The sequence below is a fragment of the uncultured Mucilaginibacter sp. genome (assembly GCF_903893715.1).
Taxonomy (GTDB): Bacteria; Bacteroidota; Bacteroidia; order Sphingobacteriales; family Sphingobacteriaceae; genus Mucilaginibacter.
The window spans coordinates 18,622-33,699 of record NZ_CAITNG010000142.1; the positions used below are offsets into that span (position 1 = coordinate 18,622).

At 44.3% G+C, this 15,078-nt stretch carries 14 protein-coding genes and 1 tRNA gene; 7 read left to right on the forward strand and 8 right to left on the reverse strand.

What is annotated here, in order from left to right; translation table 11 throughout:
* Positions 1-181 precede the first annotated feature (181 nt).
* Together QZX97_RS17070 and QZX97_RS17075 are read right to left on the reverse strand one after the other, a co-directional pair.
* On the reverse strand, positions 182-1,102 hold the full coding sequence (locus QZX97_RS17070) for a helix-turn-helix transcriptional regulator (protein WP_295651326.1): 921 nt from the start codon (positions 1,100-1,102) through the stop codon (positions 182-184).
* Between the two features lie 15 nt (positions 1,103-1,117).
* Entirely contained in the window at positions 1,118-2,080 is a 963-nt protein-coding gene (locus QZX97_RS17075; protein ID WP_295651324.1) for an NAD(P)H-binding protein, read from the reverse strand.
* A gap of 364 nt (positions 2,081-2,444) precedes the next feature.
* Here QZX97_RS17075 and QZX97_RS17080 point away from each other — a divergent pair, with 364 nt between their 5' ends.
* The gene (locus tag QZX97_RS17080; RefSeq protein ID WP_295651320.1) at positions 2,445-5,774 is read left to right on the forward strand and encodes a vitamin B12-dependent ribonucleotide reductase; all 3,330 of its coding nucleotides are present in this window, start codon (positions 2,445-2,447) and stop codon (positions 5,772-5,774) included.
* 92 nt (positions 5,775-5,866) lie between these two features.
* Here QZX97_RS17080 and QZX97_RS17085 read toward each other — a convergent pair whose 3' ends face one another.
* The 5 genes from QZX97_RS17085 to QZX97_RS17105 form a co-directional block, all read right to left on the reverse strand.
* A complete protein-coding gene (locus QZX97_RS17085; protein WP_295651317.1) occupies positions 5,867-6,556 on the reverse strand; it encodes an outer membrane beta-barrel protein in 690 nt (229 codons plus the stop codon).
* A gap of 115 nt (positions 6,557-6,671) precedes the next feature.
* A complete protein-coding gene (locus QZX97_RS17090; RefSeq protein ID WP_295651314.1) occupies positions 6,672-7,010 on the reverse strand; it encodes a hypothetical protein in 339 nt (112 codons plus the stop codon).
* A gap of 1 nt (position 7,011) precedes the next feature.
* Positions 7,012-8,313 (reverse strand): UDP-N-acetylmuramoyl-tripeptide--D-alanyl-D-alanine ligase, encoded by a 1,302-nt coding sequence (gene murF, locus QZX97_RS17095; protein ID WP_295651311.1) that lies wholly within the window; start codon positions 8,311-8,313, stop codon positions 7,012-7,014.
* Positions 8,314-8,433: 120 nt separating this feature from the next.
* Positions 8,434-8,973 (reverse strand): YceI family protein, encoded by a 540-nt coding sequence (locus QZX97_RS17100; protein WP_295651308.1) that lies wholly within the window; start codon positions 8,971-8,973, stop codon positions 8,434-8,436.
* A 120-nt stretch (positions 8,974-9,093) separates the two neighbouring features.
* A complete protein-coding gene (locus QZX97_RS17105) occupies positions 9,094-9,522 on the reverse strand; it encodes a hypothetical protein (protein WP_295651305.1) in 429 nt (142 codons plus the stop codon).
* A gap of 150 nt (positions 9,523-9,672) precedes the next feature.
* On the opposite strand from QZX97_RS17105, the gene QZX97_RS17110 reads away from it, so the two are divergent.
* Positions 9,673-10,434: a UDP-2,3-diacylglucosamine diphosphatase gene (locus tag QZX97_RS17110; protein WP_295651303.1), complete on the forward strand. Its 762-nt coding sequence runs from the start codon at positions 9,673-9,675 to the stop codon at positions 10,432-10,434.
* Between the two features lie 2 nt (positions 10,435-10,436).
* Here the strand turns inward: QZX97_RS17110 and QZX97_RS17115 are convergent, their stop codons facing one another.
* Positions 10,437-11,327: a glutamate--tRNA ligase family protein gene (locus QZX97_RS17115; protein WP_295651300.1), complete on the reverse strand. Its 891-nt coding sequence runs from the start codon at positions 11,325-11,327 to the stop codon at positions 10,437-10,439.
* Positions 11,328-11,546: 219 nt separating this feature from the next.
* Between QZX97_RS17115 and QZX97_RS17120 the strand changes: the two genes are divergently transcribed.
* The 5 genes from QZX97_RS17120 to QZX97_RS17140 all read left to right on the forward strand — a co-directional run bounded on the left by QZX97_RS17120 (position 11,547) and on the right by QZX97_RS17140 (position 15,022).
* The gene (locus tag QZX97_RS17120; protein ID WP_295651297.1) at positions 11,547-11,810 is read left to right on the forward strand and encodes a hypothetical protein; all 264 of its coding nucleotides are present in this window, start codon (positions 11,547-11,549) and stop codon (positions 11,808-11,810) included.
* Positions 11,798-12,838 carry a C10 family peptidase gene (locus tag QZX97_RS17125; protein ID WP_295651294.1) on the forward strand — a complete coding sequence of 347 codons (1,041 nt, stop codon included), beginning with the start codon at positions 11,798-11,800 and terminating at the stop codon, positions 12,836-12,838. Before QZX97_RS17120 ends, QZX97_RS17125 begins: the two co-directional genes overlap by 13 nt.
* 40 nt (positions 12,839-12,878) lie before the next feature.
* Entirely contained in the window at positions 12,879-13,355 is a 477-nt protein-coding gene (locus tag QZX97_RS17130) for a hypothetical protein (protein WP_295651291.1), read from the forward strand.
* A gap of 462 nt (positions 13,356-13,817) precedes the next feature.
* Entirely contained in the window at positions 13,818-14,891 is a 1,074-nt protein-coding gene (gene prfA / locus QZX97_RS17135; protein ID WP_295651288.1) for a peptide chain release factor 1, read from the forward strand.
* 57 nt (positions 14,892-14,948) lie between these two features.
* Positions 14,949-15,022 (forward strand) — tRNA-Asp (locus QZX97_RS17140).
* The last annotated feature ends 56 nt before the right edge of the window (positions 15,023-15,078 follow it).

The following is a 15,078-nucleotide window of genomic DNA, read 5'->3' on the forward strand; positions in this document are numbered from 1 at the left end:
GCGTACTTGTTAATACACCCCGGCCATGCACACCTGCATAAACAACCTATCCAGGTTGCCAAAGTAATAGTTCCAATAAATTATTAAAAGGCTCATGTTTTTCATTCTTAATGTATTGGTTCGACTGTTGGTTTAGATGATGGTTTAACAAAAATTGTTACGTAAGCCTAATAGAATTTAGTTAGTTGAAGGAGTTTCGGAATGCTAAAGGCGAAACATTGGTTTTTGTTTTAAACAGCTTACTGAACGATTGCAGGTGTTCAAAGCCCAATTGATAAGCGATTTCGCTTACAGTTAAGTTGGTGGTGGATAGTTTTTCTTTTGCCAACTCAATCAATTTATCATGCAAATGTTGCTGGGTGCTTTGTCCGGTCAACGTTTTGAGCAGGCCGCTTAAATACCCGGGCGATATGTTCAAGCTCTGCGCAATAAAGGTCACGGTGGGTAAACCGCGCGTTGCTAAGGCGCCGCTTTTAAAATAGGCGGATAGCATGTCCTCCAAACGCGCCAGTATTTCATGGTTTATCACCTTACGGGTGATGAACTGCCGCTGGTAGAAGCGATCGGCATACGTTAATATCACCTCTAACTGGGCGATGATCACGTTCTGGGTAAATTTGTCGATATTGGAATGGTACTCCTGTTCAATATATTTTGCAATGCCCGTAATCATGGATTCTTCTTTGTCCGAAAGGTACAGGGCTTCGTTAGCGGAATAGCTAAAGTATTCGTATTGTTTAATGGTTTTTGCCAGCGGGGTGTTCCATAAAAAATCCGGATGGATAAGTATCATCCATCCGGAAGGTGTTTTTGTTGAGTCTTTATCAAACTCCACACCCCAAATTTGCCCCGGCGCCATACAGAACAGTACCCCTTCGTCAAAGTCGCAAGTTTGTTGGCCGTACTTTATGTGGGTGTTTAAGTCCCTTTTTAACGAAATACAATAAAAATCGAAAATCAAACTAATCGGCTCCTGAATGTCTTGCGGTCTTAAGGATTCAATATTGATTACACTGATCAAAGGATGCTCGGGCTTTGGAAGCCCGGTTAACCTATGGTACTCTGTAATCGTTTTGATACGATATGGTTGTACGTTTATCATAGTCCAATATAAGGTTTATTGATTGTAAACAGCTGCAAATTCCCTGGCAAAATCTTTCATCTTTACTTTGCCCATTACTTTTGGCTTATTTAGGTAATAATCCTCGTTCACCAAGCCGTTGTGCATGCCGGCATTCATATCAACGACGCCCTGTGCCCTGGATTGGGGCATGCCGAACATTTTTAAACCGCCCAACATATCTTTATCACTCATCAACGACCATTTAAGATAGGGTTTGCCAATAGCTTCACCTAAGATTTTCGCAATCTCGTTGCAAGTCAGTTCTTCGCTGGCTACATAGCGGAATTTCCTTTCCACAAAGGGTGTGGTCAATTCTTCGGCAATAGCGGCGGCGATATCAACAGGCGATACCCAAGGCATTTTATCTTCGGCGCCATAGTTTGCCGCGATAACACCTGTTTTTCCGGTTAACAAACTTGCTATACCCGAAAAACGGAGTGTTAAAAATAATCCGAGAAAGCCCTTTCCTTTAATGGTATTCATAAAGTCGTAGAGGTTGGTATAAAAACCTACAGGACGTATGTGCTTGATGATGATGTCCGCGGGCAGTTCCTTGAAAATACTTTCGGCGAGGTGATGGAAAGCAAGCAACCCGTTGCCTTTATCGGTGTGGGCTCCGATACTGCTCAGGTGTACCACTTGTTTTACACCCGAAGCTTTTATGGCCGCGGCATAGTTGCTTACCTGCCTGCGGGTAGTTTCCATAATGTCGAGGTCGGGATTAAAATAATCAAATGGCGGCAGCATACAATAAACCGCGTCGGCACCAGTAAAGGTGGCAGTCAAAAAATCGACATCCTCAATTGAACCGATGGCCGCGTTGGCGCCTAATGCTTCAATTGCTGCTTGTTTTTCGGGCTTGCTACTGATAACTGTTACCGAGTGCCCTTTTTGAACCAACTCTTTTGCGAGTGGTTTGCTGATGTTCCCTAAAGAACCTGTTACAATGATTTTCATTTTGTTATGTTTTTTTTGTTGAAACAAATGTCGGCAGGGGCAAGGAGACCGATTTAGCCGTATCCGCTTTTGATTTAGCCAAAAATCAGATTGGTTTTTTTTGTAGATTTTTAATCAAAATGTTGATTGACTAATCGGAATAGATGTATTAAAATGATCGGCATCATTTTTACTGTTTTTATAGTTTTCAACAGCAATAAGCCATTGTACGTTAATTATTTAAGCACCGTTATAGGGTAAGTATACGGGTAGTCAACAGGGTGTGGAAAACTCTGAATAGTATTGCGTTAATGAGAAAGATAAATTTGGATTAAAACACCTCTAATATTTGGGGTGCGTTCATCTACTTCAAAAAAATACAGATATGGGCAAAAACGACGCAAAAAAAATGGCAGGACAAACCGGAAAAGGTTTGAAGCTAGACAGGTACTTCAGTAAAGAAGGTGTTGATGTATATGACCTGTTTAAATACGATAAACGTTCGTCGGTTATCCGTAACCCTTCGGGCGATGCCGTGTTTGAGATGAACGATGTTGAAGTGCCCTCAAGCTGGTCGCAGGTGGCTACCGATATTTTGGCGCAAAAGTATTTCCGCAAAGCGGGTGTGCCTTTGGCCGATGGTATCACCGGCTCCGAAAAAAGCATTAAACAGGTTGCCCACCGCATGGCCAACTGCTGGAAAGACTGGGGCCAACGCTATGGCTACTTCGCGACAGCAAAAGATGCCGATATATTTTATGATGAAATAGTTTATACCATTGTTGGTCAGTTGGCCGCGCCAAACTCGCCGCAATGGTTCAATACAGGCTTGCATACTTCGTATGGTATTACCGGCAAGCCGCAGGGGCATTATTTTGTGAACCCTGTAACCGAAGAGCTTGAAAAATCAACCTCGGCTTACGAGCGCCCGCAGCCACATGCCTGCTTTATCCTTTCGGTGGAAGACGACCTGGTAAATGAAGGCGGTGTGATGGACCTTTGGGTACGCGAAGCACGTATCTTTAAATACGGATCGGGTGTGGGTACCAATTTCTCCAAAATCCGCGGTGAAAGCGAAAAATTGTCGGGCGGCGGCTATTCATCGGGTTTGATGTCGTTCCTGAAGATTGGCGACAGGGCAGCCGGTGCCATCAAATCGGGCGGAACAACACGCCGCGCCGCTAAAATGGTTTGTTTGGACCTTGACCACCCCGAAATAGAGAAATTTGTAAACTGGAAAGTTGAAGAAGAGAAAAAAGTAGCCGCGCTGATAGCAGCCGGTTACCCATCGGATTACGAAGGCGAAGCTTATGCTACTGTATCGGGCCAAAACTCCAACAACTCGGTGCGCATACCCAATACCTTTTTTAAAGCCTTAGAGCAAGGCACCACCTGGGATTTGACCAGCCGCATGAGCGGAAAGGCCATCAAATCGGTATCGGCACAAAAACTTTGGGACGATATCGCTTTTGCTGCCTGGGCCTGCGCTGACCCGGGTGTACAATATGATACCACCATTAACGAATGGCATACCTGCCCTGCCGGTGGCCGTATCAACGCCTCGAACCCATGTTCGGAGTATATGTTTTTGGACAATACCGCCTGCAATTTGGCGTCTATCAACTTAGCGCACTTTTTCGACGAAAAAACCCGCGTATTTGATGTAAAAGGTTTTGAGCACAGCTGCCGCGTATGGACCATAGTATTGGAAATTTCGGTATTGATGGCACAGTTCCCTTCGAAAGAAGTGGCACAATTATCATACGATTACCGCACTTTAGGTTTAGGCTTTGCCAACTTAGGTTCGGCATTGATGGTAAACGGCATCCCATACGATAGCGATAAAGCCCGTGCCATTGGCGGCGCCATTACCGCCATCATGACCGGTACGGCCTACGCTACATCGGCCGAAATGGCCCGCGAGTTGGGTACTTTCCGCAGGTATGATGATAATAAAGACAATATGCTGCGTGTAATGCGCAACCACCGCTACGCGGCTTATAACTCGGTGGAGAATTACGAAGGTTTGGAAATAGCGCCTCCGGGCATCGACCCTAAGTATTGTCCTGATTATCTACTCTCTGCCGCATGCAACGCCTGGGACAAGGCCGTTGAAATGGGCGAGCAATATGGTTACCGCAACGCGCAAACCACTGTTATTGCCCCAACAGGCACCATAGGTTTGGTAATGGACTGCGATACGACCGGCATTGAGCCTGATTTCGCGCTGGTGAAATTCAAGAAATTGTCGGGTGGTGGTTATTTTAAAATTATTAACCAGGCGGTGCCTGCCGCTTTAAGCAATTTGGGTTACAAAGAGCACGAGGTTACCGCCATCATCAATTATGCCAAAGGTGCGGCTACTTTAAAAGGCGCACCACATATCAATCTTGATTCGTTGAAGGCCAAAGGCTTTACCGATGACGAGTTGGAAAAATTGGACAAAGCCGTTGTTTCGGCTTTCGAGATAGGTTTCGCGTTCAATATATGGACCGTAGGCGAAGATTGCCTGAAACGCATGGGCTTTACTACCGAGCAATATAACTCCGGCGATTTTAACTTATTGCGCGCCTTAGGATACAACCGCCAGCAAATTGCCGATGCCAATGAGTACATCTGCGGCACCATGACTGTTGAAGGCGCGCCTTTCCTGAAAAAGGAACACTACCCGATATTTGATTGCGCCAACAAATGCGGCGCCAAAGGCGAACGTTATATACACGCACACGGCCACATCAAAATGATGGCATCGTCGCAGCCATTCCTTTCGGGAGCGATATCGAAAACTATTAACCTGCCTAATGAGGCCCTGGTTGAAGAAATAAAGGATTGTTACCAGCTATCATGGCAATTGGGCTTAAAGGCCAATGCACTTTACAGGGATGGTTGTAAATTATCGCAACCGCTGTCTACAAAATCGGATACGAAAGAAGAACTTTCCGACGAAAAGCTGGAAACCGTTGAAGAAGTTTTGGGCGAAGCCGCTAGCTTAAAGCTAAGCGACCTTACCCCCGACCAGGTATTGGAAGCGGCCATAGCCATTATGGAGCAAAGCAAGGATACCGATTTTATGCGTCAGTTGAGCCGCGTGGTACAGAAGAAACGCCTGCCTTACAAACGCCGAGGCTTTACGCAAAAAGCCAGTATTGACGGGCAAACCGTGTTTGTGCGCACCGGTGAGTATGAAGATGGTACCTTAGGCGAAATATTTGTGGATATACATAAAGAAGGCGCAACGTTCCGTTCGTTGATGAACTGTTTTGCAATTGCTGTTTCGATAGGCTTGCAATACGGCGTGCCGTTGGAAGAATATGTAGAGAAATTCACCTTCACCCGCTTTGAGCCGGCCGGTATGGTGGGCGGGCATCCGAATATCAAAAGCGCTACGTCCATCATTGATTTTATCTTCAGGATGCTGGGCTATGAGTACCAAAACCGCACCGATTTGGTGCATGTGATCACCGAGCAAAACGGTTTTGCAGGCAACCCGCAAATGGGCGACGAAGACCTGAACCCCGATATGAGTAATGTGTACGAACCGGTTAAGAAAGTAGCAGTTGATAGCGGCAGCGGCAGTCAGAAACAATACAGTGTGGATTTGAGCATGGGTGCCCAAAGCGACGCGCCAAGCTGCAATGTTTGCGGACATACCACTTTACGTTCGGGTACTTGCTATAAATGTTTGAATTGCGGTAACAGCATGGGCTGTTCGTAAAATAAGTTTTTTCTGCTTTTTTTTAGTTTGATGTATTAATTAATGGAGCCCTTTCGCTGTTATGGCGAAGGGGTTTTTTATGAAAGATCGATTCAAAAGCAATACCCCATCGAAATACTGAATGACCGCAATTTGGCATCTGTACTGTTGTTGGTGCTTAGGTTGGTAAGGGCCACGCCGTAGCCTACGCTGAGTTGGAAGCCATAATTAAAGGTAATGCCGCCCAGGGTATTAAAGCCGTAGCTTGGGTTTTTGAGTTCGGTGCCAAATTGGGGCGACAGGTTGTTGTGCGTTTCGGTGCTGTAGGTAAGGTTGGTTTGGTCGAGCGTGTTGTTATCTGTAGCCGCGAGGCCAAAGTCGACATAAGGGCCGCCGCCAAAAAATATTTTCCCTTCGCCATGTATGGGTATGTTCACCAAAAAATTGAGCGGTACCTCTAAGTAATCAACCGTTAACTCTTCGGTGCCGTGGTACGAGTATGGGTTGGCTGAGCTAATATTGACGTAGTATATTTCGTTTTTTCCGCCTTTTACAGTAACGTTAACACCCGGTTGTAAGGTAAACCAACCCCATTTGATATCGGCGAAAGCGCCTGCATGGTATCCGGTTAAATTATGGACCAACTGTGTTTGCCAGCTCAGGTTTTTTGCCTGGTACAACCCGTTGTTATTGCTGCTCATGTTCACGCCATCAACGCCTGCCCTAACTTCAAAGCTAAGCGATTGCGCCTGCGATACGCCGACCCAGGCCGAAAGGAACAGCATAAACACTAAATTTTTCACGCCGGTTTTTTGCGCAAAGTAGCATTTTAATAAAATATTAACTAACAATGCATTGTAGCATTATGATGACAATATAAAAACGAGGGATGGCGCGATAGGATGTGGCAGAAACCAGTCAGCTGTGTTTTTTTACGCTTGCTTTGCGCCGGATTTTTTTGAACAGCTTGTAGCAATAAAAAAACAGCACCGACCAACCCATCAGGCATATGATATCGCCAATAAAAAAAAGCGCGCCCGTAAATATTTCTTTATGAAAAAAGCCCTCGATGCCATGCAAAGGGAACAGTAAAACATTGGCTGCAGCTTTGCTAACGGTGACCGAAGGCCCATAAGGCATGGCGCCTTCATCGTACCAGCCTATTAGTATCAACACCAAAAAATTGATGGGCAGCAACACTGTGAAGATGATGAGCATCAGTTTGCGGGGTGGTATTGCGCGCCTTCGCCTCATCATATCAAAACAGTCCGGTTAAACGTTCCAAAGCCATACCTCTCGACCCTTTAATTAAAATTACCGCGTTGTTTATAGGGGCCGCTTTTAATGCAGCGATAGCATCTTCGGCGTTTTGATAAAATACAGCCTTTGTGCCCCCCTTTTGGGCATAAAACTGGCTCCCAATAAAAATGCGTTCGTTAACGGGGGTATGCATGGCTTTATCAATTACGGCGGCGTGCTCGGCTGGCGAATCATCCCCCAATTCAAACATGTCCCCTAAAATAAGAACTTTATGTGTGGCATCCAATTTTCCGATATTATCGATAGCCACCAACATGCTACTCGGGTTGGCATTATAATAATCGCAGATTAGTGTATTGGTTTGGGTTTTTACAATTTGGGAGCGGTTGTTTGATGGCGTATAAGTTTCGATTCCGCGGTTTATTTCATCATCCGAAAGCTTAAAATAATGCCCGATGCAAATGGCCGCTAAAATATTATCAAGGTTATACGCACCAGTGAGTTGAGTTTGTGCTGTTTGGTACGCACCGCCTTTTAACTTCCATTGTAGTTTGAGGAAGGGCGCGTTTTCGATGAGTTGCCCGGAAACGCTGTTGTTTTCGTTTGTGCCATAATACACCGTATCGGTCAAACCCCGCTCGTTTGCCATAGCCAACAGCACGGCGCTGTCGGCATTTATAAAGGCCGTGCAGTGATGCAGTAGCAGGTAGTCGTACAGTTCGCCCTTGCCTTTTTTAACGCCCTCGGTACCGCCAAAGCCCTCCAGATGCGCCTTGCCGATGTTTGTGATGAGGCCATGCGTTGGCTGGCATATATTGCTCAATAAGGCTATCTCTTGTTGGTGATTGGCCCCCATTTCTATCACGGCAATTTCAACCTTGCTATCAATAGCCAGTATAGTAAGGGGCACACCGATATGGTTATTGAGATTGCCTTGTGTGGCGTAAGTTTTAAAATGTTGGGATAGTACGGAGTTGATAAGTTCTTTGGTGGTGGTTTTTCCGTTCGAGCCGGTTAAGCCTATAACGGGGATATTTAGTTGCGAACGGTGGTATTTGCCCAGGTTTTGCAGGGTGGTCAAAACGTCGTTCACCAATATTTGCTTGTCGGATGTTTGGTACGCGGCATTATCGATAACCGCGTAGGCGGCACCGGCCTCAATAGCTTGCCCGGCGAAGGTATTGGCATCGAACTTATCCCCGCGAAGGGCAAAAAATATGCTGCCCGGGCTTATCTTGCGGGTATCGGTACTGATGACAGGATGTTTTATATAGATGCTGTATAGCTCTTCAATGGTCATTACAGTACAAGTATAAAAAATTGATAGTATTTATCAATTTATTTATTTTAATTGAAAGTATTGTCGTAAAGTTTAATGGTTTTTTGCTCAAAAGCGCTGAGCCGCGGAGAAGAAAATAGTTTAGCTTGCCGGAACTGTGGTTTCTACCTCTACCAGGATAACCGCTTCGTTGGCTAAAATCATGCTGGTATCGCCAATGCCAAAATCGAGGCGGTTGATTTTAAAGCTGCCTTTAAATACAGCGATATTGCCGTTTTGTACAAAAGTGAAAGGGAAGGCCACTGTTTTGGTTTTGCCTTTTATGGTAACATCAAATTGGCCGATAAAGTTGTTACCGCCTTTTTGCTGAAAGGAAACCGACTTCATCACAATTTTGGGGTAATGGTCGACATCAAAATAATCCGATTTGCGGAGGTGTTCATCGCGCATATCATCTTCGGAGTTGACGGTTTTGGCCTCAACCGATGCCTCGATACTGCTGGTAGCCAAATGAGCCTTGTCGAATTTGATATCGCCAATAAAGCCGCCGAACTCGCCGGTAGTAGTGAAGCCCATGTTTTTTATCTGGTAGCTTACCGAAGCTTTGGTAACGGTTTGCCTGGTTTGCGCAAAGGCAAGGGTAGCAGACAGCAACAATATAATCAGGGCAATTCTTTTCATCGGGACATTAAATATTTTCAAACCTAAGGATTAGACGGGAAATTTGGAACAAGGTTTTAAGAATGTTACCTATTGTTATGGAAGATGGAAAATGTAAGACGGAAGATGTAAGGAATAACTCTATTTTATCCTGGTGTAGCTAACTGAGGGGGTATCGTAACCATCGATGCTGAGTGAAAGCTGATTGCCATTTAAGTAAATGATATTGATTAGGCTGGTATCCCTATCAAAAATGATGGTATTGACCATTTGCTTCTGAACGATGGAGAACTGCTGGGCAAGTGTATAAGTGCCGCTTTTTACCAGGCTGCCGCTGGTAAATGTTTGGTATGTATTGGTTGTAAAAACAAAAAGTTGCCCGTTACCAGCGGGATAGGTGGTCAAACGGCCAGTATTTCCATTTGTAGCGGAGGCTAACTCCCAAGTACCCGGCAATCCGGTTGAAGTGGTAACCGGAGTAGACTGCGTAGGCGCGCTTGACAATTCCTTTTTGCATCCGACCAAAGCCAGCAATGAAAAAACAAGAAGATAAGCTTTTCGAATAATCATGATAATTATCTTTAATTTAATTGGTTCATCTGCCGTGCTTTAGCAAAGTAAAGTATTATTTTGATGATTATAAAAAATATCTACGATCCGTAATCAGTGAAATCACAAAACAATCGGTGTAATCCGCCAAAATAATTACTTTTGAAAACCATGAGCGACCGCCATAAACTTTATTTCGCCTCTGATTTTCACCTGGGTGTACCCAATTACGCCTTGAGCCGCGAGCGCGAGGATAAACTGGTGCGCTGGCTGGACATGATTGGACAGGACGCATCGGAGATTTTCCTGATGGGCGATATTTTTGATTTTTGGTTTGAGTATACTACGGTGGTGCCCAAAGGCTATATTCGCCTGTTTGGCAAGCTGGCACAATTAAGCGACGCGGGAATCAAAATATATCTATTTAAAGGCAACCACGATATGTGGATGTTCGATTACTTTCAGCAGGAGTTTGGCGCCACCATTATTACCAACGAACTGGAAATTGAGCGCAACGGCAAAAAGTTTTACCTGCACCATGGCGATGGCCTGGGCCCGGGTGATGCCAAATATAAAATGCTCAAAAAATTCTTCCGCAGCCGTGTTTGCCAATGGCTGTTTGAGCGTATACACCCTAACCTGGGCGTGGGCGTAGCCAACCGCTGGTCGCACAACAGCAAAGTGATGCAGGCCAAAAACGAAGTACGGAAGATATTGGAACAAGAGTGGCTGGTAACCTACTCGCGCGAGGTGCTGCAAACACAATATTTTGACTACCTGATTTTTGGGCACCGCCATTTGCCTTTGGATATTAAACTGAACGAAAAAAGCCGCTACATTAACCTGGGCGATTGGCTGAACCATTTTAGCTACGCCGTTTTTGATGGGGAGGAGCTTTATTTGAAATATTTCGAGAAGAAGACGGAGGACTGAGGTCAGACGTCTGATGTCGGTAATAGTTCTGAAAATTGAGACCAGTTGTTAACCCGCTGCGTTTTGCCGAAGAGATTGGCTATGATGGTATAAATATCTGCCGGGCTTTTGCCCTGTTCGCGTAAGTATTTTATAGAGGTATCGCCCGCTGATTTGGATAGTTTTTGGCCATCAGGTGCCATTAATAAAGGATGATGAAAAAAGGTGCTATCCGCGAAAGCGTTATTACCCAATTTAGCGGCCAGTTGTAGTTGGGCCAGGGTAGAGGGCCACAAGTCGAGGCCCCGGACCACCAGATCCACACCAAAATAAATATCGTCCACAACCGAAGCCAGTTGGTATGCGGGTAACCCATCTTTTTTCCTAACGACAAAATAGTTCATTTCGGCAGGCAACATTGCAATTTGTTTTCCCGATAAGGTATTCACAACAATTTCGCTGCCATCGGTAATTAACCGCAAATTGCTATCGGGTGTATTTAATGGCAGGTTTTTGTGCAGGCAGGTACCCGGATAAACATTGCCATATTGCTGCAATTGCGCCCTCGAACAGGTACAGGCGAACAGGTGGCCGCCTTGTTCGAGTTTTTTTAATGCGTCCTGATAAAGCTCAAGCCGGTGCATTTGTGACCATTCTTTTCGGTACTCTTCGGCATTACGCGGGCCTTCATCCCAGGGAATTTCCAAAAAGTTGAGGGTATCAAAAATATCCTGAATGTATTCGGGCTTAACGCGGTCGCGGTCAAGGTCGTCAATGCGGAGTAATATTTTGGCCCCGCTTTGCCGGGCAAGCCCGGCGGTAAGCACAAACGAAAGCACATTGCCCAGGTGCAAATAGCCGCTGGGTGTTGGGGCTATACGCGTTTTGTTGAATTTTAAGCCGGGCTGCTGCATTTACCTATAAATAAACAGGCAATAAAATGATATGCCTAATTGGCATGCAAAATACGTTTATTAGTTGCTTGTTGCACAGTTGTGGATTTATTGTTGTCATTTATTCATTTTAAATTTTTTAAACACTTATGATAAAAAAATATTTTTATTTATTCGAAATAATAAATTATTATTTATTAACTTGGTGGAATAAAAAAACGGAGCCCTAACCCTAATGCCATGCTTAAATATCTAAAAGCTATAAATTTTGTTGTTTTTCTATTCATTTTGGTAATAATCTACTCTTGCAAAAAGAGCCCAAATGCACAAAATGAACTAACCATTGGTAACCCACCGACGGATTCCAACTTTGTAAGCCTTTCAGTTGCAATAAATGTAGCTACCCAAGCAGGCAACAGCTCATTAGTGAGTAAAATATCAAGTAAAAACGCAGCTAATTTATTAACAGTTGCTTCAGCAAAAAAGAGATATTGGATACCTTAGCAGTTCCTGATGCAATTAATCCATCTTACTATATCTTTAACTATGTTGGCGGAGGATTTGTTATTGTACCCGCTGACAAGAGGGTGGAACCTATTATGGCCTATTCAGATAGAGGATATTTTATAAAATCAGGTAAACTGCCTTCAGGCTTGATCAGTTGGCTCAGTTTGAACCACAAGAATATGCAACTATTGAGGAAAAACAGCACCTTAAAAGCCCCCGTTCAGGTTACCAAGCATTGGAGCGAGTTTCAATTAACTTATGATAATGGTAACCCGGGCAGTCCGCGTATTTTACAACTCTTACCAACACCGCCACCCTGTCAGGATGAAACTTATATTACATTGGTTGGCCCTTTGCTACAAACTCAATGGGGGCAGGGTTATCCGTATAATGCACTTTGTCCCGCAGGGTCTTATTCTAATTATCATACACCTACGGGCTGTGTGGCAACTGCCATGGCCCAGGTGATGTATTATTGGCAATACCCATCGAGCTACAACTGGAGCATTATGCCATTAGATTATACAAATAATGGTACCACAGAGTTGGCCAGATTAATTAACGATATTGGTGTGTCGCTTGATATGGTGTATGACGATAGTGGCTCACACCCGGATGGGGTTTCCGCTGCACAATCATTTGTTAACATATTCCACTATTCATCCTCAAACGAAGCTGATTATGATTATCAGGCTACAATAAATAATTTAGAGTCTCATGAGCCAGTTATTTTATATGCTTCAACAGACAACCATACATTTCTTTGGTGGGATTGGTATAATGACGGGCATGCCTGGGTTTGCGACGGATTTGAACAAGTGGATTGGACTACTTGTGCTACGGTCGATCAACCGGCAATGGGAGGGGAGTCGCTAATTATGCACATGAATTGGGGTTGGAACGATTATTGGGTTGCAAATAACAGCAATGGATGGTATGGCTACACTGACTGGAGTGTTTGGAATGGCCCTGAACTTGAGTTTTATCAATATAATTATGAAATGACTAATAATATTCACCCTTAAGCAAAATTTTATGAAAAAACTTATGGTACAAGTTATAGGAATGTTAATCATTTTTAGTTCGTGCAAAAAGCAAGGCGTCAATGAAATTACCGACCCTGCACCAATCGATTTCGAAATTATTGGTAAGGATGGCAGTAGTATGGTTAAGTCGAAACGGGATAGTGTTACTATTACCTATATTGACAACAATGTAACTAAAGTATTTAGGCCAAGCATATCGCGCCTACAGGTTTCTATAACAGATACGAGTACTGCGTCAAATTATAATGGTTTGTTTATTTCGGACAATGCCATCATGAGTGGTTTGAGCAGCCGATCTCCCAACCCTATCTATTCATATAGCTTAAGCTTAAACGGTGTAAGTTTAGGTACTATATATGTAAATTACTGGCAATATCAGGATGCATACCCGCAACTATCTTCCCCGGCATTTACATTTAACAATATACCTGTTGTTGAGGATACAAAGCCGTATTTCCTTTATGGCTCACCACTTAATCTATTGAAAGTTCAGTAGCTGTCTTCGATTGAGTAAAATTATCTGTACAGGTTGTTCGAGTGCAAATAACTTGTGCCATCCCGTCATATTTCGTATACCTCCTTGGCCAACAGTAGGGATTATCAATTATTTGTCTAAATTCCGTACTTTTGTATGATAATTGATGGAGATGTTATTGAGGTGTTGGTTATTATGTGTTTAGTTATTGAATACCCATAATTACCCATTTCTATTGTCATTAGTCATTGGGTCATTAAGTCATTGTTTGACGGATATGATAAAAAAATAAAATTTAAAACACCCATATTTACCCATATAGCCCCCTCTAAATCTCCCCCGGTTGGGGAGACTTTGAAAAGAGTAAATTGGTGAATAGCGATATATTTGATAATAGGGGCTAAAAATAAAATTTAAAACACCCATAAATACCCATATTTAGTTGCCGGATGGCGGGAGGGTATTTGTGAAATTGATAAAAGAATGTTAGATAAGTTAGAAGCGATAAAAGAACGCTGGCAAGATGTGGAGCGCGAGCTGAGCAGTCCGGATATTATGAAGGACATGAAGCGTTTTGCCCAAATGAATAAAGAATATAAGGACCTGACCAAAATTGTGGAGGAGTACAATGTATACGCCAAGGTAATGAGCAACATTGACGCCAACCGCGACATTTTGGCTACCGAAAAGGACGAGGACTTCCGCGAGATGGCCAAGGCCGAACTGGAAGAACTGTTGCCCCGGCAAACCGAGATGGAGGAAAAGATACGCCTGATGCTGATACCGAAAGACCCTGAAGACAGCCGCAATGCCATTGTGGAAATACGTGGTGGTACAGGTGGTGATGAGGCTGCGCTGTTTGCCGGCGATTTGTACCGCATGTACATCCGCTTTTGCGAAAAGCAGGGCTGGAAAACCGAACTGGTGGATTGTACCGAAGGTACTGCCGGTGGCTTCAAGGAAATCATCTTCAACGTACTGGCAGAAGACGCTTACGGTACGTTGAAATATGAATCGGGTGTGCACCGCGTACAGCGTGTACCCGATACCGAAACACAGGGCCGGGTACATACCTCGGCGGCATCGGTGGTGGTATTGCCCGAGGTTGACGAGTTTGATGTGGACATCCATGTGAACGATATCCGTAAGGACCTGTTCTGCTCATCGGGGCCGGGCGGGCAATCGGTAAACACTACGTATTCGGCTGTAAGGTTAACGCACATCCCGACCGGTATTGTGGCCCAATGCCAGGACCAGAAGTCGCAATTGAAGAATTACGACAAGGCTTTGGCGGTTTTGCGCTCGCGTATTTACGAAATGGAGCTGCAAAAACACCTGGAAGAGATATCGAAGAAAAGAAAAACGATGGTATCTACCGGCGACCGGTCGGCCAAGATACGCACCTATAATTATCCGCAAGGAAGGGTTACCGAACACCGTATCGGCCTCACTATCTACAACTTACCCGAGGTAATGAACGGCAGTTTGCTGGAAATAATGGAGGCCCTGCAATTTGCGGAGAACGCCGAAAAACTGCAGGAAGGCAGCATAGCCTAACAATTTCACATTTTATTTGTGGATTGAAAATTGAACCCTATATTTGCAGTCCCAAACGGAGTGGTAGTTCAGCTGGTTAGAATACATGCCTGTCACGCATGGGGTCGCGGGTTCGAGTCCCGTCCATTCCGCTGATTATGTTATCAAAAACATCAAAATGGCCTTTAATCGTAGATTAAGGGCCTTT